Raw genomic sequence first — 20,732 nt, forward strand, 5'->3', positions numbered from 1 at the left:
ACACCTGTGGCCTGTGCCACCGGCTGCGCTAAGATCCTCGGGCGAGAGCCTGTGCTCCCCTATCCACGAGGAATATTCATGTCCACCCCAAGCATGACGCTGTTCCACAACCCGGCATCACCCTATGTACGCAAAGTCATGGTGCTGCTGCATGAAACCGGGCAGCTGGATCGAGTCGCCCTGCACGACTGCCAGCTGACCCCGGTCAAGCCCGATGCCACGCTGAACCAGGACAACCCCCTGGGCAAGATCCCCGCCCTGCGCCTGGCCGACGGCCAAGTGCTGTACGACAGCCGGGTGATCCTCGACTACCTCGACCAGCAGCACGTCGGCAACCCGCTGATCCCCCGCGAGGGCTCGGCCCGCTGGCGGCGCCTGACCCTCGCGGCCCTGGCCGACGGCATCATGGATGCTTCGCTGCTGGTGCGCTACGAACTGATCCTGCGTGCGCCCGAACAGCAGTGGGAGCCATGGATCGAGGGCCAGCGCGACAAGATCCGTCGGGGCCTGGCAGAGCTCGAGGCCCACGCCATTGCCGAGCTGGCCAGCCACTTCGACATCGCCGCCATCAGCGTCGCCTGTGCCCTGGGCTACCTGGATTTCCGCCACCCCGACCTGGAGTGGCGCCAGGCCCAGCCCCGGCTCGCCGCCTGGTACGCCGAGATCAGCGAGCGCGCCTCGATGCTCGACAGCCAGCCGCGTTAATCGGTCAACCGGTCCGAACGGTAGCGGTGCCTTGCCATACGCACCGCCGGTTTGCCTAAGCCTGCCTGCTGGCGTTCCAGCCAGCAGGCATCCGGTACGAACAGTCCGGCAATCCGCAGCGCCAGGGTCTGCCCCAGGCGCTGGTCCTCACGCAAACCCAGCGACCTACTCACGGATCACCCCCAGGTCGAAGTGCAGCGGTTGCGCCTCCTTGCGCTGGCCAACGCCATACCAGTCCAGCTTGCGGGTCAGCACCATGAACACCCCCAGCAGGCCGAACAGCAGCAACGAGCCCATCAGCAGCGCGTAGTCCTCGGCGCTCAGCAAGCCGTAGAGCAGGCCGTACAAGGCAGCCAGGGCGCCTGCGAACATCGCGCCGTTACGCCAACTGCGCAGCACATGGCTGACATAGAAACCGATCAACCCCACACAGGCCGCAGCCGACACGCCATAGGCCAGCTCGAAGCCCAGGTGCTCGGACAACGACAGCAGCAACAGGTAGAAGAACGCCAGCGCCACGCCCACCAGGCCGTACTGTATCGGGTGCACCGCCAGGCTCTTGAGCACTTCGAAGAGGAAGAAGCCGGCGAAGGTCAGGCCGATGAACAGCAAGGCGTATTTGATCGCCCGGTCGCTCTTGAGGTACTGGTCCACCGGATCGATGAAACTCACGCCGAAGCTGCGGCTGTTGAAACCCTGGCACTGCGTGCCGGATGCGCAACGCTCCATGGCCTGTTCCAGGTTGGTGGAGAAGAACGAGGTCTGCCAGATGGCCGAGAAGCCTTTCTCGGTGACTTCCCGACGTACCGGCAGGTAGTTGCCGATGAAACTCGGGTGCGGCCAGTTGGCCGTCAGCAGGACCTTGCTGGTCTTGCCCACCGGCAGCACCGCCAACTGGCCGGTACCCTGCAGGCGCAGGTCGAAGGCGAAGTCCAGGCGACTGGCCTTTCTCAGGTCCAGGGGCGGCAGCATCACATGCACCCCTTCATCCAGCCAATTGACGAAAGTGCCCGGGGCAAAATCCAGGACCTGGCCGTTGAGTTGCAGTTGCAGGGCATTCTCGATCCCACGGATATCACTGATGCCCACGGCCAGGAATGGCTGGTCGAACTGGTAGTCGGCAAAATCCTCCTTGATCCCGTATTGCTCGGGCACCACGAACTGGCCGCTGATGTGGTTGTCGGCGTGGAACAGCCGCGCCTCGTAGATACCCCGGGCGCGCAGCTCGGTCTGGACCTTGCCGTCCAGCTCGAACTGCTCCGGCAGGAAGAACAGGCGCCCCTGCTCTTCGCCCACCTCCTGATAGCGCTTCTTGGTCTTTTCGTCGGTCTTCCAGGTGCGCACGGTCTTGCGGTAGTCCACCACCAGCACCGGGCCGCGAAGCTGTTGCTGGGTGCTGGAACTGCGGGCGATATCCTCGAGCACGCCATCGCGCAATTGCTGGCGTTCGCTGATCAGCCCGCTGATCATCAGCAGCGGTATCAGCAACAGCATGATCAAGAGGCCGATGGCCCCGAGCTTGAAAGTCAGATTGCGGTTCATGGGGCTCTCCGTGTGTGAATGCAGGAGAGTCTGGGCCCCCGCCATGGGGGTTTTATGGAGCCCGTGTGGAGACTCTGTGGAGAATCCCCAAGGCCTTTGTGGCAAGAGGGCTTGCTCCCTCGCCACATCCGCAGGTCAAGGCAGGCGCAACGTCACCTGGACACCACCGGGCACGTTGTCGATCCGCAGCTGGCCGCCATGCAGCTGCACCACCTCGTCGACGAAGTTCAGCCCCAGGCCCGTGCTCTTGCGCCCGCTGTCCGGGCGCGGCAGGGAGTAAAAGCGCTCGCACAACCGTGGCAGGGCGTAGTCCGGAATCGGCTCGCCCTGGTTGAACAGCGCCAGCTCCACACCCTCCTCCGTGTGCCGGGCCGCGAAGCGCAACACACCCTGGGCCGGGCTGAAGTCCAGGGCGTTGGCCAGCAGGTTGCCCAGGGCCTGGCGCAGCAGGAAGGGTTCGCCGGACCAGGCCAGGTCCGCCGGCACCTGTTGCTCCACCTGCAACTGCTTGCCTTCGATACGCCCGTGCTGGCTGTCGAGCAAGTCCTGGACCAGGGGCGCCAGCGGCACCTTGACCCGCTCCTCCAGGCCCTGGCGTTGCTCCACCTGGGCCAGGTTCAGCAGGCGCTCGATCAATTGCTGCATGCGTGCGCTTTCGCTGTCGATATTGCCGACGAAACGCTGGCGCTGGGCCTGGGGCATGTCTTCCTGGAGCAGTTCCGCCGCGCCACGGATCGCCGCCAGCGGGCTTTTCAGTTCATGGGTCAGGGTGTGCACGTAGCGCTCGACGTAGGCCTTGCCCTCCAGCTGGGTGCGCATGCGCTCCACCGCCGTGGCCAGTTGCTCCATCTCGCCGCCGCGATAATGCGGCAACTCGGCCCGCCGCCCTTCGCTTACCGCCAGCGCATAACCGGTCATGCGACGCAGCGCGGCACTCAACCACCACGACAGCAAAGCGCCGAACAACAGGCCCATGGCGATCAGCCCGGCGCCGTACCACAGCAAGCGCCGCTCGGTACGGTCGACATAGGGCTGCAACGAACTGTTGGGCTTGGCCACCGTCACCACGCCGATGATCTGGCCGTTGTCGCGAATCGGCGCGCCCACGTGCATCACCGAAGAATTCGGGTCATCGGCCACCGCCCGTGACGAACGTGCGCCGTATTGCCCGCGCAAGGTCAGGTAGACGTCGTTCCAGCGCGAATAGTCCTGGCCCACCGCCAGGCCGCTGGAGTCCAGGACCACGATGCCCCGGGCGTCGGTCACGTAGATCCGGTGGTTGACCTGGTTCTTCGGCAGGCCCCAGATGGTCGCCGCAGGCTGGCGCTCGCCGTAGGCCCGCAGCAGTTGCGGCCAGCGATTCTCGCTGAGGGTGCCGGCCTTGAAGTCGTCGCGCAGGATCTCCGCCAGCAGGTTGGCGGTGTCCACCAGGGTTTCCTCGGTGGATTGGCGCACCCCGGGACGGATCTCCTTCATCACCGTGCTCAGCACGAAATAACCGGTGAAGCTGATGAACAGCAGGTAGACCAGGAAGATCCGCAGGCCCAGGGTCATCAGGCGTGACTCGGGCTGTAGCTGTAGCCCAGGCCGCGATGGGTCTGGATCGGTTCGGCCTGGGGCGCCACCAGGCGCAGCTTGGCCCGCAGGCTCTTCACATGGCTGTCGATGTTGCGCTCGTAACCCACGTCCGCCATCACCCCCAGGGCATCGAGCAGTTGCTCGCGGCTGAACACCCGCTCGGGTTGCTCCAGCAGGCATTGCAACAGGCGGAACTCATGCCGGGTCAGGCTCAGGGCCTGGCCGCGATAGCTGATCTGCACCCGCTCGGGATCGATGGTGAACAAGGCCGCCGCTTCCGGCTCCAGTGCCGGGCGCGGCGCGATGCGCTTGAGGATGGCCTTGACCCGGGCCGCCACTTCCCGCGGGCTGAAGGGCTTGACCACGTAGTCGTCGGCGCCGATCTCCAGGCCCACCACCCGGTCGATCTCGCCATCCCGGGCGCTGAGGAACATCACCGGCACTTCGCTGAAGCGCCGCAGTTGCTTGCAGGTTTCGAAGCCGCTGATATCCGGTAGGCCGATGTCGAGGATGATCAGGTCCGCCGGGGTCGCCTGCTGGTACTCCAGGGCGGCCTGCCCAAGGCTCAGCCAGGTGGTGCTGAAGCCTTCGCCCTGCAGGGCAAAAACCAGGGTGTCGGCAATCGCCGCTTCGTCTTCGACAATCAGGATATGGGGCATGGCATCCAAGCACGCAAATTCAATGGGCGAACGGTGCCGGATGCCTTATGGACAGTCAATCGGAGCTTGCACCGCCGCGCGCGGCAGCCCCATCAGCAGTCAGGCTTGTCGGCGGTGTAGCGCCGTGCCGGGTTCACTGCCGCGCCGAATTCACGCAGGGCCTTGGCGCCGATCAGCAGCGGATAGTTGAAGCTGCTGCGGTCGGTGAGGTTGACCTCCACCGTGCGCTTGACGTTGCCCAGGCACATTTCCAACTCCACCACCGGGCGCTTGGCCGCCTGGGGCTCCTCACGCTCGTCGTCTTCGTCGGAGCGGCTCTTGATCTTGCTGATCCGCGCCACCTTGTGTTCGTAGACCTTGTCGCCGGCATCCTTGGTGGCCAGGCGGAAGCGCACCCATGTCTGGCCATCGCGGGTGAAGGTCTGGATGTCCCTGGCCGACAGCGACGCAGTCAGGGCCCCGGTATCCATCTTGGCCTGCAAGGTTTCGCCGATCTCCGGCAAACGGATGTTTTCGTAGCGACCGTACAGGGTCGGTTCGGCGGCCAGGACCGGCAACGCCACCAGAGACAGCAGAGCAAGGACGGATTTCACGACGCAGGATTCCTCGAGGAAAGGGACAGCGGGATTTTAGACCGCCGCCAAGTAATTGGTTCGCACGATATCGCGCTATCGCGGCAAACGTCTGTAGCCCCAGCCTGGGACTCTGCGGACAACGACTCCCCACCCACCGGATAGCCCGTCCCCCACCCCCGGCGCACCATTGACTGGCGCCGGCCAGCGCGTCCCGCTGCCTCGCTTACTCAATCGCAAAGGAACGACACCATGCAGACCGTGCACCTGAACGATGTCCTGATGACCTATACCGAAACCGGCGACTCCGAAGCCCCGAGCCTGTTGCTGCTCAGCGGCTGGTGCCAGGATCGCCGGCTGTTCAAGAGCCTGGCGCCACTGCTGGCCGAGCGCTTTCATGTGATGTGCCTGGACTGGCGCGGCCACGACCCGAAGCAGACAGACGGCGGCGACTTCAGCGCCCTGGACCTGGCCGACGACTTGCTGGCCTTCATTGACTTCAAGGGCCTGGACTCAGTGCGCCTGGTCTCCACGTCCCACGGCTGCTGGGTCAACCTGGAGGTCTGCGAACGCCTGGGTAGCAAACGCCTCCCCAAGACCGTGGTGGTCGACTGGCTGATGCATCCCCATGAGGGCTTCTGGCAGCAGCTCGCCCAAGGCCAGCACCCCACCGACTATGCCACCGGTCGCCAGAGCTTCTTCGACGAGTGGGCCGCCAGCACCGACAACGCCGATGTGCTCCAGCACCTGCGCCACGAAATGCCCTGGTTCGACGGCACCATGTGGCGCCGCGCCTGCCGCGAGATCGAGATCTGCTACCGGCGCTGGGGCAGCCCGCTGGAGCGCATGTCGAGCATCGCTGACAAGCCCCTGGTGCGGCATATCTATTCGCAACCGCTGGACCCGGGCTACCGGCGCATGCAGCAGGACTTCGCCGCCGAACACAGCTGGTTCGACCCCTGCCACATCCCCGGCAATACCCACTTCCCGACTCTGGAGAACCCCCAGGCCGTGGCCCGGGCCATCGATGAATTCTTCTGCGCTTGAATAGGAGCGATCCCATGAACAAGGGTTTCAACGCGATCATCGCCGGCGGAGGTTTCGGTGGCCTCGCCGCCGCCACAGCCCTGGCGCAGCGAGGTTGGTCGGTGACCATTTACGAACGCCAGGCCGAACTGCGGGCCCAGGGTTCGGGCATCTACATCTGGGAAAACGGCCTGCGTATCCTCGAGGCCCTGGGCGTTAAGGCGATTGCCGCCGATGCCTTCCATGGCCGGGCCATGGAGCAGCGCGACGGTGCCGGACGAATACTCGAGGCAGGCCAGCTACCGTCCGGGATACGCCTGGTGACAGTGGCCCGTAGCGCCTTGCTGGCGGGCCTGAGGGACGCGGCACTGGCCGCCGGGGTAAATATCCGCACCGGCTGCGAAGTGCTCGGCGCCAGCGCTGCTGGCGAATTGTTGTTCGCCGGTGCCCGACACGAGCAAGCGGACCTGGCCATCGGTGCCGATGGCGTGTGGTCGGTGGTACGACGAACGCTGGGGCTGGAACAGTTCCACCAGCAGACCGACGAAGGCGCCCTGCGCGCCATCATTCCCGGTACCCAGCAGGAGCTCGGCCCGGACGGCCAGGGCAAGTACCTGGAGTGCTGGAGCGGCAACCGCCGCCTGCTGATCACCCCGCTGGACGGAAAACGCATCTACCTGGCGTTGACCTGCCAGAAGGACGACATCCGGGGCAAGGCCTCGCCGCTGGATCATGCGACCTGGTGCGAGGCCTTTCCGACCTGGGCGCACCTGATCGAACGGGTGGACGAAGTGCTGCCCTGGGCGCAATACAGCATCGTCAAGGTCCGAGCCTGGTCGGCGGGGCACACGGCGCTGATCGGCGATGCCGCCCATGCCCAGCCACCGCACCTGGGCCAGGGCGGCGGCATGTCGATGCAAACCGGGCTGGCCCTGGCCCATTACCTGGAAGGCTTGCAGGATCGCCGCGATATCCCGGCGCGCCTGGCGGCCTGGGAAGCCGGCGAGCGGGAGCTGGCCGAGCACTGCCAGCGCTGGTCGTGCCTGTACGGCGAGGTCTCGACCCTACCGGACGAAGCCCGGCAACGGGTGCTGCAACATGGCATGGGGGATGAGTGGGTACGCCGGCAGTTCCTGCGGGCCGCGTGCAGCCAGCCAACGGGCACCCCGAGCTAGAAGCCCATCTGCCAGCGCGGCGCGGCGTTAGTGGCCGCCCCGCCGCGCCACCAGGCGTTGCAAGGTCGCGCTGGGCGTCTCGCCGAACAGCTTGCGGTACTCGCCAGAAAACCGCCCCAGGTGGAAAAATCCCCAAGACATGGCAATCGCCGAGATATTGCCCGGGCAACCGTCCTCCAATAGTTGCTCGCGCACGCCATTCAAGCGATAGCGCTTGAGGTAGATCATCGGCGGTACCCCCAGGTACCGGCCAAAACACTCGAACAACTTGGAGCGCGACACCCCAGCGGCCGCTTCGATCGCGTCCAGGTCCAACGCCTCCCGGGCATGGGCATGGATGAACTCCCGGGCCCGCACCAGGTAATGCGGCAGGTGGCGCTCCTGATCCTGGCGTAACCTGACGCTGTAGTTGTTCGGCTGGGCCAGGAGCAGGCCCTTGATCAATGCATGCTCCAGGTCCCGGGTGAACCCGGGCTGGTCATACAGGGCGATGCTGGTGCGCAGGTCCTGTACCAGATGCTCGACCATGCGCCACCAGCTGCCGGAGGCGCCCTGCACGGCATCGATCGAAGGCTCGAAGCGCAGCGGCTCCTGCATCGGTCGCTGCAGCAGATGCTCCAGGCCCTGCTCCATGGCCTGGCGCGGGATCGCTATGTGCAACTGCAGGCAATTGGCGGCGATATCCAGTTGCTGGGCCCCATAGGGCGAAAGAATCACCCCACGGTTGCGATCCGAGCCCAGGGTGCATCCGCCGACATTGACCTGCTGCTCGCCGCTCAAGGGCAGGCTCAGGCTGTAGCAGTCCAGGCCCACGCCATCTTCGATGCTGACACTGACCTCGGCACCGTGGTGCATCAGGCCCAAGGTCATGGCCGTCGAGCGCAGTACCGTACCGCGATGGCTGAAGCGCACCTGGCCAGGGCCACGAGAGCTCAACTCATGGGGCCCACAAATGGCGGTCATCCAATGCTGGGCGTAGACAAGGTCGCGGCCCTCAGTGCAAATGTCTCGAATGGAATTGATGGTGTTCATCGCACGGCACCTTGGAATGCAAGATCGGACGCACGCTCTTGTGGCGTACTCCAGGTCGCTGAGGCACGCTCCATGCCAGCTTGACCGGCACCCGTCGGCCAGGGCAGCCGGTGGATAACATTGGCGGTTTTTCCGGATAACTCGCGGGCGGGCAGCCCGCCTGCCGCCTTTGGTTCCCGTCGCCCGGCGTTACCGCCGGCAACGGGTGTTACCGCACGTCCAGCCCCATGAGCCGGCACAGCGCCTGGTAAAGCGGTGTACCGGGCTGGCCCAGTTCGAGCACCACATCGAAGTGGTTCTTGTGGGGCGCCGGTACCATCCGTCCGGTAAATCCGCTATCCCTCCAGGCCTTGAGAAAGCTTGCGGACTGCCAGGCGAACTCCGCGCTTTCCAGGCCCCCGTGGCTGATCACCAGCTCCCCTGCACCACTGCTTGGCAAATGGAGCAGCGGGCTGTTGCGCCGGGCATCCTCGACGCTCAACTGCATCCACTCATTGATATGGGTACTGCGCAGCGGCTCCAGGTCGAACAGCCCGCTGATCGGCAGCGCACCACGCAGCACATCGTCCGGTACGCCCAGGCCAGCCTGCCAGCCTCCGGCCATCAGCATGCCCACCAGATGGCCACCCGCCGAACTGCCACTGGCATAGAGCCGCTGAGGATCGCCACCGAATTCGCTGGCGTGCCGGTAGAGCCAGGCCAATGCACGGCGGGCCTGGTCGACGATCTGGTCCAGGGTCACGGCGGGCGCCAGGTCGTAGTCCAGCACCACCACACAGGCCCCGGCAGCGGTGAGTGCCGGAGCCATGAACGCCGAGTCGGCCTTCGACAGCGCGCGCCAGTAACCGCCATGGATGAACAGCAGCACCGGTGCCCCGCTCTGCGCTGCCGGAAAGATATCCAGTCGCTCGTTGGCTCCACTGCCGTAGGCCACATCGCGATGACAAGGTGTACGGGCATGGGCGGCGTCCGATAGCGCTCGGTACAGGCGCGGGTACTGGGCATAATCGGCGACGCTGGCCCGGGCGTTGTATTGGCTATCGAAATAGGCCGCCAGGGCGGCTGGGTCCAGGGGGCGGTTCATGGGACAGGCTCCGATTGAGGGTATCGGCCGATTAGGCGCCTGTGGCGAAACAGGGAAAATCCGTAAAGTCGGCAAAGGCTATCCGCTTCCTCGGGCACGATCGGCCCGTTCCGAGCGTTACTGTAAAAAGCTTGTCACAGCGCAGGTGAAACATTCGCCAGCACACTAGAATTTGGCCTGCTCGCCGAAGCTGCTTATCATTACGCGCCCCAAAAATTGTAAAGAGTGCCTTATGCGCCGACTGCTCACCGGCTGTCTCGTCACCCTGCTGCTTCTGCTCAACACCCTGGTGCTGTTCGGGCCCCTGATGGTGTTCGCCCTGCTCAAGCTGGTCCTGCCGGGCCGCCTGCGGGACTATGCCTCCGGCGCGGTGATGTGGATCGCCGAGACCTGGGCCGAGATCGACAAGCTGATCTTCGCCTCCTGCATCCCCACCCGCTGGGACATTCGCGGTGGCGAAGGCCTGCGTGAAGACACCTCGTACCTGGTGGTCAGCAACCACCAATCCTGGGTCGACATCCCGGCCCTGATCCAGACCCTCAACCGGCGCACGCCGTTCTTCAAGTTCTTCCTCAAGAAGGAACTGATCTGGGTGCCGTTCCTGGGCCTGGCCTGGTGGGCGCTGGACTACCCCTTCATGAAGCGCTACAGCAAGGCCTTCCTGGCCAGGCACCCGGAACTGCAAGGCAAGGACCTGGAGATCACCAAGGCCGCCTGCGAGCTGTTCAAGCGCCAGCCGGTGACCGTGGTCAACTACCTGGAAGGCACCCGCTTCACCCCGGCCAAGCGCGAGCAGCAAGCCTCGCCCTTGCGCCACCTGCTCAAGCCCAAGGCCGGCGGCGTGGCCTTCGTCCTGGCCGCCATGGGCGAACAGCTGGACGCCATGCTGGACGTCACCGTGGTCTACCCCCAGGAACGCATTCCCGGCTTCTGGGACTTGATCAGCGGCAACGTGCCCAAGGTGATCATCGATATCCGCACCCGTGAGCTGGACCCGGCCCTGTGGCACGGCGACTACGAGAACGACCCGGCGTTCCGCCAGCAGGTCCAGGACTGGGTCAACCAGCTGTGGACCGACAAGGACCAGCGTATCGACGCGTTGCTGGCCGGGGCCGACTGAGCCCCATCCCGCTACCCTGGGGGCGCCGCCCCTAGGGCTTGAGCACCTGCCCGAGGATCAACAGCCCGGGAATCCAGCCGGTACCGATCGCGCACACCAGGGTCAACAACGCCACCTGGCGCTGGATCTTGCGCGACAGCCCCAGCAGCAGGAAGAAGGTGAACCACAGCAGGGTCCAGGCCAGCCAGTTGAGCGCGTTCCACACCCCGAAAGCCCCGCCCAGATCGCCCAGCGCCTGGATCGCCACCGTGGCCGCGGTGAGGCTGACGAACAGGCAGAACCAGCCTAGCCCCCGACCGTCGTTGCCCAGCCACTGGTTGGCCGCCACCCACAGGTAGGTGAACGCGAACAGCAGGGTCAGCGCCCCGCCCCGCACCTCGCCGGCGAGAAAGATCATGTACAGGGCCACCAGCAGGCTCAGGCTGCCGACCAAGGCATTGATCACCGCGACCTCCCTGCCACTGATGCGCTCCATCAGCCAGATGCCGTTGACGAACAGCACGGCGCCCACGTACAGCAGAATCAATCCAAGCAGCATGACGATACCCTCGCGTTATTGTTGTTCTTGGTTCATTTGTCCGGGTGCTGGCGCAGCAGGTCCTGGGCGACCTTGAGAATCGGCTCCCGGGTCTTCATCGCCTCCTGGCAGAGGAATCCATGGGCCTGGCCTTCCTCCCAGCCGTGCAGTTGCATCAACAGCACCTTGGCCCGGTTGATATCCACCTGGCTGGCCAGGCGTTCCTGCAACTGCGCGTGCTTCTGCTTGAGCTTGAACAGCTCTTCGCTGACCCGGCGCGCGGCGACCAGCGCCGGCAGGATCTTGTGCGCGTCCAATAGCTGGAGGATCACCCCGTGGCACTCCAGCTCGATGATCTGCGACAGCACCGCCGGGCTCTCGTACTCCACCAGGGCCACCACGGTGGTGCGCGGCGAGCCGCTGCCGACCAGCGCACTGATCTGCTCGTGGTGATGGTTCTGGAAGATACCGGTGAAGATCACATCCACCGGCACGTCGAAGTGCTTGGGTGGCGGCCAGATCTGGCGCACCGAACAACCGATGCGGATCAGCTGCAACACCAGGGCATCGCTCAAGGCCCCGGGCGGGTTCAGCACCATCACCTGCAGCTCGCGCAGGGAACCGAGGATCGAGTTGGCGCTCATCGGTGCGAGCCCTCGCCCATGCTGGCGGACCAGTCGTCCAGGTTGTGCACCACCACGTAGGGGTCCGGCCGGATGGGCTCGGGGGATTGCCAGCGCACCTGGAACGTCCCGCGCGAATCGATTTCGGCGATGCGCGAGGTCAAGTGGCTGTGGTTGTTCTGCTGTTCCACCCAGATCGGCCCCTGGGGGGCGTCCAGGCGCTGGCGGTAAAGCTCGGGCTGCACCTGCTCCACCCGCCAGCCCTGGGCCGCCTGCATGGCCCGGCCGAGCATCAGGGTCTGGCAGTAGGCCGCCTCGGTCCACGCGGTGATGCTGACGTCCTCGGGAAAGAAGGCATTGCAGGCGCGGACGAACTCGCGGCTGGCCGGGGTATCGATGCTGGAGAAATACGGCGCGACCACCACATGCCCCTCGGCCACCTCGCTGCCCATCTTGGCGATCTCCGCCTCGCTGGTGGTCAAGCTGGCGATCCGGGGCCGGGGGGCGTCGCCATAGCGCCGGGCAATGGCCCGGTACAGCTCGGCGGTGCCGGTGCCCACCACGGTGGAGAACACCACGTCGGCCTGGGCCTTGACGATCAGGTCCACGGCTCGCGCCAGGTCCTCGTCCGAGGGATACAGCGGGATGTAGATCTCCTCCAGCACTGTGCCGCCATGCTGGCGGTACAGGTGGCGCATCACATGGTTGCTCTCCCGGGGGTAGATGTAGTCCGAGCCGATGAACACCACCCGTTCCCCATAGTGGCGGATCAGGTAGGCCGCCAGCGGCGCGCTGTTCTGGTTCGGGGCCGGGCCGCCGTAGATGATGTTCGGCGAATACTCGAAGCCCTCGTAGGGCGTCGGGTAGCAGAGCAGCGCGTCGGTGCGCTCCACCACCGGCATCACCGCCTTGCGCGTGTGGGACATGTAGCAGCCCACCAGCAGACGTATCCCGTGGTTGCGGATGAACTCATCGGCGTACAGACGATAGCGATCCGGATCGCCGCCGGGGTCCCGCGCCAGTGCCTGGATCGGCTGGCCGGCCACGCCGCCCTGGCGGTTCAGTTGCTCGATAGCCAGCAAGGCGCCGTAGCGCTGCGAACGCTCGATGTCGGCGGTGACGCCGGTCTCGGAAAACAGCAGCCCGATCTGGGGCTGGTCCGGATGTGAAACCATGAATGACATCTCCTAATTCAACGCAGCTACTGGCGGCTGAACCCGATCCTGCCCTGCGCCATGTGCGCCGCATAGACCACCGGCGGCTCGCCCATGAGCGGAGCGTGGTACTCCAGGAGGAATTCGGCCAGGGGCACTTCCAGATGCTGGCGCACGCTGCGGCGCAACGCACGGGCGCCGAACTGCCGGTCGAAACCGGCACGGGCCACATGGGCCAGCACCTGGGGCGTGGCCACCAGGCTGCAGCGGTGTTTCTCCAGGCGCCGGTTGAGCCGCTGCACCTCAAGCGCCACCAACTGCTCCACCAGGCCGCGCTCGATCCAGTTGAAGGTAATGATGTTGTCGATACGGTTGACGAACTCCGGGGCGAAAGCCTTGAGCAAGCGGGCCCTGACCAGCTTCTCCACCGCCCGATGCCGTGAAGCCGCGGTGGAGGGCAACAACCAGCCCAGCCAGCCCTTGCGGCGCTGGTCGTAGCCCTGGATCTCCCGGGCCGCGAGGTTGCTGGTCATGAAAATCAGGCTGTTGCGAAAACTGTAGCTGCGCTCGCCCGAGGCCACCGTGAGCATGCCGTTGTCCAGCACGTTGAGCAGGGCCTGGACCACCTGCGGGCTGGCCTTTTCCAGCTCGTCGAAGAGCACGATGCCGGGGCGCCCGAGGCTGCCGTCGAGCTTGTCCTGGTCGAACAGGGTGTTGCCCTCCTTCGCCCCCACGTAGCCGGGCGGCGCCCCGGTGAGCGCGGCGGCATAGTGCTCCTGGGACAGGGTGTTCATGTCGATGCGGCAGAAGGCATCGGCATCGCCATGCAGGGCCCTGGCCAGGGCCCGCACGATCTCGGTCTTGCCCACCCCGGTGGGCCCCAGGAACAACGCGGTGTAGAGCGGGCGGCGTGGATCGGTGATGTCTGCGCGCACCACCCGGAGCATGTCCTGGACACTGTGCAAGGCCTGGTCCTGGCCGAGGATCTCGGCGCGCAAACTGGCCATGATGGCCTCGATATCGAAACGGTAACGGCTGTGCAGCGCCGCCTGGCTGGCCAGGTGGGCCTGGGCCAGCGGCGCATCGGCGCGGTTCTCGCTGGCCAGGGCCTGGTCCTGGGCCTGGCGACGCTGCGACTGCTCCAGCATGTCGGTCAGGAAGGGCATGGGAATGACTCCATCTTGCGCTGGGAAGAAAAGGACGCGGGCCGCCCGGCAGCAGCCCGCCGCTCAACCTGCAGCGCAGGTCAGGCCTCTTTCTCCAGCCCCTCGTAGGGCAGCCGCCCCACCGGGCACTGCGCAACGCCCGAGGTCGAGCGAGTGATCTTCTCGACGTTTTCCCGGGCCTTCTCGGCGTCGGTCACCCAGGTCTTGTAGAACTCGAAGGGGCACTCGGCCAGGCCACGATCGCCCTCGCCGGAGTTGTTCAAGCCGGTGTAGCCGCGATGGAGGATCTTGTACAGGTGGTTCTGCGACTGGTCGTTGGCCCGGGCATCGCGGATCTGCGAGATCGACAGCTGGGCGTACTGGATGCCCATTTCCTCCTCGCCGCATTCGCCGAGGGTACGGCCATCGAAGCCGATGATCGCCGAGTGGCCGAAGTAGGAATAGACGCCATCGAAGCCTGCGGCATTGGCCACCGCCACGTAGGTGTTGTTGGCCCAGGCCATGGCCTTGGCCATCAGCACCTGCTGCTCCTTGGCCGGGTACATGTAGCCCTGGCAGCGCACGATCAGTTCGGCGCCCTTCATCGCGCAATCGCGCCAGATCTCCGGGTAATTGCCGTCGTCGCAGATGATCATGCTGATCTGCATGCCCTTGGGCCCTGTGCTGACGAAAGTCTGGCCGCCGGGGTACCAGCCCTCGATCGGGCACCAGGGGATGATCTTGCGGTACTTCTGGACCACCTCGCCCTTGTTGTCGATCAGCACCAGGGTGTTGTACGGCGCCTTGTTCGGGTGTTCTTCGTGGCGCTCGCCGGTCAGCGAGAACACCCCCCAGACGTTGGCCTTGCGACAAGCCCGGGCCAGCAGCTCGGTCTCGTCGCCGGGGATGGCGACCGCCGTCTCCATCATTTGTGCCGGGTCGTACATGATCCCCTGGAGGCTGTACTCGGGGAAAATCACCAGGTCCATGCCCGGCAGGCCCTGCTTCATGCCGACCACCATGTCGGCGATCTTCTGCGCGTTGGCCAGGACCTCGGCGCGGGTGTGCAGGCGTGGCATCTTGTAGTTAACCACTGCGACGCCAACGGTATCGTTGCTACTGGAAATATCGCCATGACGCATATCTGATACCTCTATTTTTATTTTTTGCGGACGAAAAAAAGCCCTCCCGGGGATAACCCCGGGAGAGCTCATTTGCTCTTTGGCATGTACAACCTGGGTGGATCGGCGACATCGACGCTGATGCGCTTTTCCTGATGGGGCTTATCTAAGCGCCGCGCCAGAAACCTTGTCAAGCACCGCGCAACCCCCGGCGCGCCAGCAGGATCGGCCCATGCCCAAAAGAGCCCTCTAGTTCGGCACTTGCAGCGCCAGGCCTAGCGGGGATTTTTTTGTAAGCGACGACACGTCCCCTGCGAAGCGGTATCGGACAGGGTTCAGTCGAGGATCACATGGGGCAGGAAACGGCTGCTGTCCTTGGTGATCGGCGAATTGTCCTCGCGAATGCCGATCCCCGCCGGCCGGTCGCCGATCACCCAGCTACCGATCACGGTGTGGTTGCCGGCGAAGTTCGGCAACGGCTGGAACTGCTGGCGAATGCTCGGGCCCGCGCCGTAGGGCCCGGCCTCGCTCAACCGTTCGCCAGCGTTTGTACGGATCTGCACATTGGCGCCCTCCCGGGAAAAGAACGGCTTGCGTACCCAGCCCGGTTGCAGGTCGCCGGTCGGCTGCTCGTCGATGAACGCCGGCAACAGGTTCGGATGCCCCGGATGACGCTCCCAGAGCAGGGCCATGGCGCCCTTGTTGGAGAGGATCGCCTTCCATGGCGGCTCGACGAAGCCGGTGCGGCTAGCGGCGATGGCCCGGCCATAGTCTTCGTTGAACATCTGCTCCCACGGATAGAGCTTGAACAGGTTGTCGATGGGCGTGCCCTGCAGGTCGACGAAACGCCCGCCAGCATCGAGGCCGATGTCCTCGATATCGATCATCCGCGTGCGCAGGCCGGCCTGGCGGGCGATGTCGCGCAGGTATTCGACAGTGCCCCGGTCTTCCACCGAGCCACGGACCGAGGAAAAGTACAACGGCGAGCCGAAGCCGCCTTGCACGAAGGCTTGCAGCAGCTTGTCCTCGATGCTGTTGAACTGGTCGCACCCCGCCGGTAGCTGGCCACGCTGCATCTGCTGTTCGAGCCAGACGTACTGGAAGAAGCTCGCCTCATACAGCGAGGTCGGGGTGTCGTAGTTGGTCTCCAGCAGCTTGGCCGGGCCGTGGCCGTCGTAGCACAGGTCCATGCGTCCATAGAGGTGCGGATCGCGGCGCTTCCACGAGCTGCGGACCAGCTCGTGGAACGCCTCGGGAATGGCCAGGCGCTGCAGCAGCGCTTCGCTCTCCACCACCTCGGCCACCAGCTCCATGCACAACTCATGCAGCGCCTGGGTCGGGTCCTCCAGGTGCTCCTCGATCTGCCGCAGGCTGAACTGGTAGTAGGCCGACTCGTCCCAATAGGGCTCGCCATCGAAGGTGTGGAAGCCGAACCCCAGTCGCTGCGCCGTGGCCTGCCAGTCCGGGCGCGGCGTGCTGTGGACCCGCTTCAAGAACCGAACCCCCAGCTGCTGTGGCCGGAGCTGGAGCTGGAGCCGAAGCCGCCGCGACTGACCACCTCATGGGCACCGGAGAAGGAGCTGCCTGTGCTGGTGAAGTGCTCGGGGCTGGAGATAGCGAAACGTCCACTGCTGGCGCCAGGGAAGCTCTTGCCGCCCTCGACCTGCTGGCCGAGGGTACTCAGGCGTTCACCGCCCTGGGCGTCACGCTCCTTGTACAGGCCTTCTGTGAAGTAGCGTGGCTCAGGCGTCGAGTCCAGGCCGATCCAGCGCCAGAAACTCGAACCCGAGGAGCTCGAACTGTGACCACCACCACCACCACCACCACCACCACCACCACCACCACCACCACTGACCGAGCTACTGCCACTACTGGAGCCAGTGCTACTGGAGCTGCTGCTGGAACTATCGGTCGCCGCCTGCTGCTCGTCCTCTGGAGTAACCGGCACCGTGCGATCAGTGGTCAGGGCGAACCCGTAGAACATCGGCACATAGGCCCGGCCATCGCTGGAGAGGGTGCAAGCGCCCGGCAGGAAATCCGCCTCGCAACGCTTCAGGTCCCAATAACGCGGGCCGTCCTCTTGGCCATATGCCCAGGCATCGTGACGGGCGTCCAGGCAGATATCCATGGGAACCTGCGCCTGGGCGCACTCCTCTGGGGTGCTGAAATGCTGGACCTGGCGCACGACCCGGGTCGCCTGGGGTTGCCCATCACAGGCCGCCAGGGCGAACGGCACACTGCCCAGCAGTACCAGGCGCACGCTTCTACTGCGTTTCATCGCTGCGCCCTCAGGTCGATGGGGTCATGCAGGCCGCATTCAGCAGGCCGACACCGACGGAAACCGCAGCCACCAGGATCGCCGCGGCGTTCTCCTGGTCGACGATGCGCTGGGACAAGCCCTTGAGCGTCAGGCTCACGGCCAATAGCGCCAGCAGTTGCACCACGGCGGCAATCGCCGCCCAGAGCAGGAAGTCGATGATCGAGATGGAGTGGGAAATGGCGCTGGCCACCGGGATCGCGAAGCCCAGCAAGGCACCGGCCAGGGCGATGGCCGCCGCACTGTTGCCCTGGCGGATCAGGGCGAATTCGTTATGGGGCGTCAGGCGGGTGTAGATGAAGGCGTAGAGGGCGAAGACCAGGGCCGCGCCCAGCATGTAGAGGGTAAAACCAAGCACCGCATTGGCGGGCAGAGACATCTTCAGTGCATCCATGAACATCGCGTTCGGGCTTCCTTGGAAAACGGGGCGCGAGATATATCACAGGCCCGATTCGCCGAACACTGGAGGATTGGCCCCGGCGCGCTGGCACCGGGGCCCGTCGCCTTACTTGGCCACGCCCCAGATGCTGCTCAGGCTTTGCAGCAGCGAGCCGCCCACCCCTTGCTGGCCCAGGTACTGCAGGATCACCGGGGCGAATTGCCCGACCATGCCGCTGTCCATGCCCAGGGCGCCGAACGCATTGTTCAGGTCACTGGTGTTCTTGACGTTACCCAGTGCGCTGTCCAGGCCGGAGTTCTGCCCCGAAGACTGGCCGAGCACACCGCTCAAGGCCCCCAGGCTGCCCAGCGCATTGCTGCCCGACAGCTTGTCCAGGCCCGGCACGCTCTTGCTCAGTTGCGAGTAGTCCGAGCCGCTCAGTTGGTTCTTCGCCAGGCCGAGCATGGCGCCGGTACCACCGATGGCTTGTTGGGGGGTGACATTGAGCTGCGAGCCCAGGGCCCCCAGCAGGCCGGCGGTCTGCGAGGTTGGCGCCGTGGCGGCGGCCTTGTCGCCGCCTTGCATGCTGGAAATGGCATTGGCCGCATCATTCAGGCTGAAACCGCCGGCAAAAGCCGAACCGGCTGCCAGGGTCATCAGGGTAGCCAGGGCGAAACCGCGTGGAATATTCATCGAAACAACCTCATGGGGCGAGAAACCACCCGGAATCGAGTGGCGGGAAAACAGCCGTTGGACTCAGTGCAGCCACGAATGTTCCAAGCGACCTCAAGATCCATGGCTGCTTGAAATCTAGTCGAAAAAAGCTGCATCCAAGTGCCGGTGGTCTGCGTATACCCCACACGGGCAGAAATTGTCTGGCCGTACTCTCACAAGGATCACCATCATGAAGCGCCACTCGATCAAAGCCCCATTGATTGCCAGCCTGTTGAGCCTGACCTTGGGCACCGCCATGGGCCTGGCCAGCGTCCAGGCCGCCGAAATGAACCACGACACCGTCATGGTTGGCGGCCAGGCCATGCTGCCGACCAAGGACATCATCGACAATGCGGTCAATTCCGCCGATCACACCACCCTGGTAGCAGCGGTGAAAGCGGCCGGGCTGGTCCAGACCTTGAAGGGCAAAGGTCCGTTCACCGTGTTCGCCCCAGTCAATTCAGCCTTCGCCGCGCTTCCTGCCGGCACTGTCGACACCCTGCTCAAGCCGGAGAACAAGGCAGCCCTGACCCACGTGCTCACCTACCACGTGGTCGCTGGCAAGCTGGACATGATGGAGCTGTCCAAGCGGATCCAGGCGGGCGGCGGCAAGGCCGAACTGACCACCGTGTCCGGTGGCAAGCTGTGGCTGATGATGAATGGCCCGCACAACATCCAGATCAAGGATGAAAAAGGGGGTGTCGCCGACATCACCACCTATGACGTCAACCAGTCCAACGGCGTGATCCAGGTGATCGACAGAGTGCTCTTGCCCAAAGGCTGAGTCCCGAGTGCCGGCCCGTCCGTCGGGACCGGTACAGCCATGAGGTGGACGAAGGTGAATGGAACAACGACCGACCCTGGACTAACCTCAGGCTGCATGCCCTGTCGTCGGTCGTCATTTGCCCTCTTCCCGCTTGTCTGGAGAACCGCCATTTCCAGCCTCGATCCTGATCCTCTCAGACACTTGCTGGCCCAGTGTTCACTGGGAGACCGCCACGCTTTCGAGACGCTGTACCACAACGTTGCCCCGCGCCTGCATGGCATTGCGCTGCACTTCATGGGGCGGCGGGACCTGGCCGAGGAGGTTCTTCAGGAAAGCTTCGTACGCATCTGGAACAACGCCACCCACTATCAGCCGCACCTGTCGGCCCCCATGACCTGGATGATCAACATCACTCGCAACCAGGCCATCGACCAGCTGCGTAAACAACGTGAACGCCCCTTGCAGGATCACGAAGAACAGCAGTTGCTGGACGAGACGGCCTCGGCCCTCGACCAACTGGACAGTGCCCGACAAGCCAAGGCCCTGAACCGCTGCCTGGAAAGCCTAGAGGGGATGCAGCGCCAGTCCATTACCGTGGCCTATTTCCGGGGCCTGTCCAGCTCGGAGCTGGCCGAGTACCTGGCTGCGCCCCTGGGCTCGGTGAAGTCCTGGATTCGCCGTGGCATGGAACGCCTGCGCCGGTGCCTGGAATCATGAACTACCAAACCCCTGGGCGACGTCGCGCCCTGGCTGGCGACTACGCCATCGGCCTGATGCGGGGCGCTGCCCGGCGGCGTTTCGAGACGCTGTTGCTGGACGATCCGGCACTGCGCCAAGAGCTGGCGCAATGGCAGGAGAGCCTGGGCACGCTAACGGACGCCTTACCGGAGAAGGATGTGCCGGAGCGTGTGTGGCACAACATCCAGGCACGCATCGAACCACAAGTGCTGCACCTGCCGAAAAAGAATCCATTGTGGATGCGCCTGCGCCTGGCTCTTGCCGCCTGTGCCGTGCTGGCAACCTTGTACATCGGCTTTATCCAGCAGCACGACCAGGTGCGCTACAGCGCCACGTTGCTCAGTGCCGAGCAGCAACCGGCATTGCGCATCCTGGCCCACGCCCAGTACCTGCAAGTCGAGCCATTGACCCTCCCGGCGCTGGGTCTGGATCGTAGCCTGGAGCTGTGGGCGATTACCGCCGACGGCAAGCCAATCTCCCTTGGCGTGGTGCCGGTCGGAGGCAAGGGCAGGATCAACCTGAGCCAAGCCCAGCGCACTCTGCTGGGCGCGCCGATTGCCCTGGCCGTGAGCCTTGAGCCCTCAGGTGGCTCGCCGACCGGGCAACCGACTGGACCGGTGCTGTACCAGGGGCAGTTGGCAGCGCTCTGACGTGCCCCTGTACCGGCAGGGCCCCTTGTTGCATCCGACTTGCCAGCAAAACGGCGCACGGTACACTTCGCACGCCAAAACCAGGGCCATGGTTCCATGTGCCTGGTTCCAGACT

At 64.9% G+C, this 20,732-nt stretch carries 23 protein-coding genes; 7 read left to right on the forward strand and 16 right to left on the reverse strand.

The window, feature by feature from the left end; translation table 11 throughout:
* The first annotated feature begins 78 nt into the window (after positions 1 to 78).
* Positions 79 to 705, forward strand: coding sequence for a glutathione S-transferase (locus ATY02_RS33825; RefSeq protein ID WP_068575685.1), 627 nt, complete (start codon positions 79 to 81; stop codon positions 703 to 705).
* On the opposite strand, the gene ATY02_RS33830 is transcribed toward ATY02_RS33825, so the two are convergent.
* The 5 genes from ATY02_RS33830 to ATY02_RS33850 all read right to left on the reverse strand — a co-directional run bounded on the left by ATY02_RS33830 (position 702) and on the right by ATY02_RS33850 (position 5,077).
* Entirely contained in the window at positions 702 to 878 is a 177-nt protein-coding gene (locus ATY02_RS33830) for a hypothetical protein (RefSeq protein ID WP_164487256.1), read from the reverse strand. The two genes, ATY02_RS33825 and ATY02_RS33830, sit on opposite strands and share 4 nt — an antisense overlap.
* Complete coding sequence (gene creD / locus ATY02_RS33835) at positions 871 to 2,247, reverse strand: cell envelope integrity protein CreD (protein ID WP_068575687.1); 1,377 nt, start codon at positions 2,245 to 2,247, stop codon at positions 871 to 873. The genes ATY02_RS33830 and creD overlap by 8 nt, the downstream gene beginning before the upstream one ends.
* Positions 2,248 to 2,382: 135 nt before the next feature.
* Positions 2,383 to 3,801 (reverse strand): two-component system sensor histidine kinase CreC, encoded by a 1,419-nt coding sequence (gene creC, locus ATY02_RS33840; RefSeq protein WP_068575689.1) that lies wholly within the window; start codon positions 3,799 to 3,801, stop codon positions 2,383 to 2,385.
* Positions 3,801 to 4,484 (reverse strand): two-component system response regulator CreB, encoded by a 684-nt coding sequence (gene creB, locus ATY02_RS33845; RefSeq protein ID WP_068575713.1) that lies wholly within the window; start codon positions 4,482 to 4,484, stop codon positions 3,801 to 3,803. The genes creC and creB overlap by 1 nt, the downstream gene beginning before the upstream one ends.
* 92 nt (positions 4,485 to 4,576) lie before the next feature.
* Complete coding sequence (locus ATY02_RS33850) at positions 4,577 to 5,077, reverse strand: ATP-dependent zinc protease (protein ID WP_068575691.1); 501 nt, start codon at positions 5,075 to 5,077, stop codon at positions 4,577 to 4,579.
* Positions 5,078 to 5,308: 231 nt separating this feature from the next.
* Between ATY02_RS33850 and ATY02_RS33855 the strand changes: the two genes are divergently transcribed.
* Positions 5,309 to 6,103 (forward strand): alpha/beta fold hydrolase, encoded by a 795-nt coding sequence (locus tag ATY02_RS33855; RefSeq protein ID WP_068575692.1) that lies wholly within the window; start codon positions 5,309 to 5,311, stop codon positions 6,101 to 6,103.
* 14 nt (positions 6,104 to 6,117) lie between these two features.
* Positions 6,118 to 7,257, forward strand: a complete 1,140-nt coding sequence (locus tag ATY02_RS33860) for an FAD-dependent oxidoreductase (protein WP_068575694.1) — start codon at positions 6,118 to 6,120, stop codon at positions 7,255 to 7,257.
* 27 nt (positions 7,258 to 7,284) lie between these two features.
* Here ATY02_RS33860 and ATY02_RS33865 read toward each other — a convergent pair whose 3' ends face one another.
* Together ATY02_RS33865 and ATY02_RS33870 are read right to left on the reverse strand one after the other, a co-directional pair.
* On the reverse strand, positions 7,285 to 8,289 hold the full coding sequence (locus ATY02_RS33865; RefSeq protein WP_068575696.1) for an AraC family transcriptional regulator: 1,005 nt from the start codon (positions 8,287 to 8,289) through the stop codon (positions 7,285 to 7,287).
* A gap of 208 nt (positions 8,290 to 8,497) precedes the next feature.
* Positions 8,498 to 9,373, reverse strand: coding sequence for an alpha/beta hydrolase (locus ATY02_RS33870; protein WP_068575698.1), 876 nt, complete (start codon positions 9,371 to 9,373; stop codon positions 8,498 to 8,500).
* A 232-nt stretch (positions 9,374 to 9,605) separates the two neighbouring features.
* On the opposite strand from ATY02_RS33870, the gene ATY02_RS33875 reads away from it, so the two are divergent.
* Positions 9,606 to 10,493 carry an acyltransferase gene (locus ATY02_RS33875; protein WP_068575700.1) on the forward strand — a complete coding sequence of 296 codons (888 nt, stop codon included), beginning with the start codon at positions 9,606 to 9,608 and terminating at the stop codon, positions 10,491 to 10,493.
* 31 nt (positions 10,494 to 10,524) lie between these two features.
* Here ATY02_RS33875 and ATY02_RS33880 read toward each other — a convergent pair whose 3' ends face one another.
* From ATY02_RS33880 to ATY02_RS33920, 9 genes are all read right to left on the reverse strand, one after another.
* Entirely contained in the window at positions 10,525 to 11,031 is a 507-nt protein-coding gene (locus ATY02_RS33880) for an AmiS/UreI family transporter (RefSeq protein WP_068575702.1), read from the reverse strand.
* A 32-nt stretch (positions 11,032 to 11,063) separates the two neighbouring features.
* Positions 11,064 to 11,654, reverse strand: coding sequence for an ANTAR domain-containing response regulator (locus tag ATY02_RS33885; RefSeq protein WP_068575704.1), 591 nt, complete (start codon positions 11,652 to 11,654; stop codon positions 11,064 to 11,066).
* The gene (gene amiC / locus ATY02_RS33890) at positions 11,651 to 12,808 is read right to left on the reverse strand and encodes an aliphatic amidase expression-regulating protein AmiC (RefSeq protein WP_068575706.1); all 1,158 of its coding nucleotides are present in this window, start codon (positions 12,806 to 12,808) and stop codon (positions 11,651 to 11,653) included. The genes ATY02_RS33885 and amiC overlap by 4 nt, the downstream gene beginning before the upstream one ends.
* Positions 12,809 to 12,834: 26 nt before the next feature.
* Positions 12,835 to 13,953 (reverse strand): AAA family ATPase, encoded by a 1,119-nt coding sequence (locus ATY02_RS33895; RefSeq protein ID WP_068575708.1) that lies wholly within the window; start codon positions 13,951 to 13,953, stop codon positions 12,835 to 12,837.
* Positions 13,954 to 14,033: 80 nt separating this feature from the next.
* Entirely contained in the window at positions 14,034 to 15,074 is a 1,041-nt protein-coding gene (locus tag ATY02_RS33900) for an aliphatic amidase (protein WP_068575710.1), read from the reverse strand.
* Between the two features lie 314 nt (positions 15,075 to 15,388).
* A complete protein-coding gene (locus ATY02_RS33905; protein ID WP_068575712.1) occupies positions 15,389 to 16,546 on the reverse strand; it encodes a glutathionylspermidine synthase family protein in 1,158 nt (385 codons plus the stop codon).
* Positions 16,543 to 17,331, reverse strand: a complete 789-nt coding sequence (locus ATY02_RS33910; protein WP_164823739.1) for a DUF1190 domain-containing protein — start codon at positions 17,329 to 17,331, stop codon at positions 16,543 to 16,545. Before ATY02_RS33910 ends, ATY02_RS33905 begins: the two co-directional genes overlap by 4 nt.
* Before the next feature lie 10 nt (positions 17,332 to 17,341).
* Positions 17,342 to 17,770, reverse strand: a complete 429-nt coding sequence (locus ATY02_RS33915; protein ID WP_068583169.1) for a DUF350 domain-containing protein — start codon at positions 17,768 to 17,770, stop codon at positions 17,342 to 17,344.
* Positions 17,771 to 17,875: 105 nt separating this feature from the next.
* Complete coding sequence (locus ATY02_RS33920; protein ID WP_068583170.1) at positions 17,876 to 18,442, reverse strand: DUF2780 domain-containing protein; 567 nt, start codon at positions 18,440 to 18,442, stop codon at positions 17,876 to 17,878.
* 211 nt (positions 18,443 to 18,653) lie between these two features.
* Here ATY02_RS33920 and ATY02_RS33925 point away from each other — a divergent pair, with 211 nt between their 5' ends.
* From ATY02_RS33925 to ATY02_RS33935, 3 genes are read left to right on the forward strand one after another with little or no spacing between them, the layout of a single operon-like run.
* Positions 18,654 to 19,247 carry a fasciclin domain-containing protein gene (locus ATY02_RS33925; RefSeq protein ID WP_083235772.1) on the forward strand — a complete coding sequence of 198 codons (594 nt, stop codon included), beginning with the start codon at positions 18,654 to 18,656 and terminating at the stop codon, positions 19,245 to 19,247.
* 54 nt (positions 19,248 to 19,301) lie between these two features.
* On the forward strand, positions 19,302 to 19,946 hold the full coding sequence (locus ATY02_RS33930) for a sigma-70 family RNA polymerase sigma factor (protein WP_068583173.1): 645 nt from the start codon (positions 19,302 to 19,304) through the stop codon (positions 19,944 to 19,946).
* On the forward strand, positions 19,943 to 20,617 hold the full coding sequence (locus ATY02_RS33935; protein WP_068583176.1) for an anti-sigma factor domain-containing protein: 675 nt from the start codon (positions 19,943 to 19,945) through the stop codon (positions 20,615 to 20,617). Before ATY02_RS33930 ends, ATY02_RS33935 begins: the two co-directional genes overlap by 4 nt.
* The last annotated feature ends 115 nt before the right edge of the window (positions 20,618 to 20,732 follow it).

It is taken from the genome of Pseudomonas sp. BIOMIG1BAC (assembly GCF_001705995.2).
GTDB classification, from domain to species: Bacteria; Pseudomonadota; Gammaproteobacteria; order Pseudomonadales; family Pseudomonadaceae; genus Aquipseudomonas; species Aquipseudomonas sessilinigenes.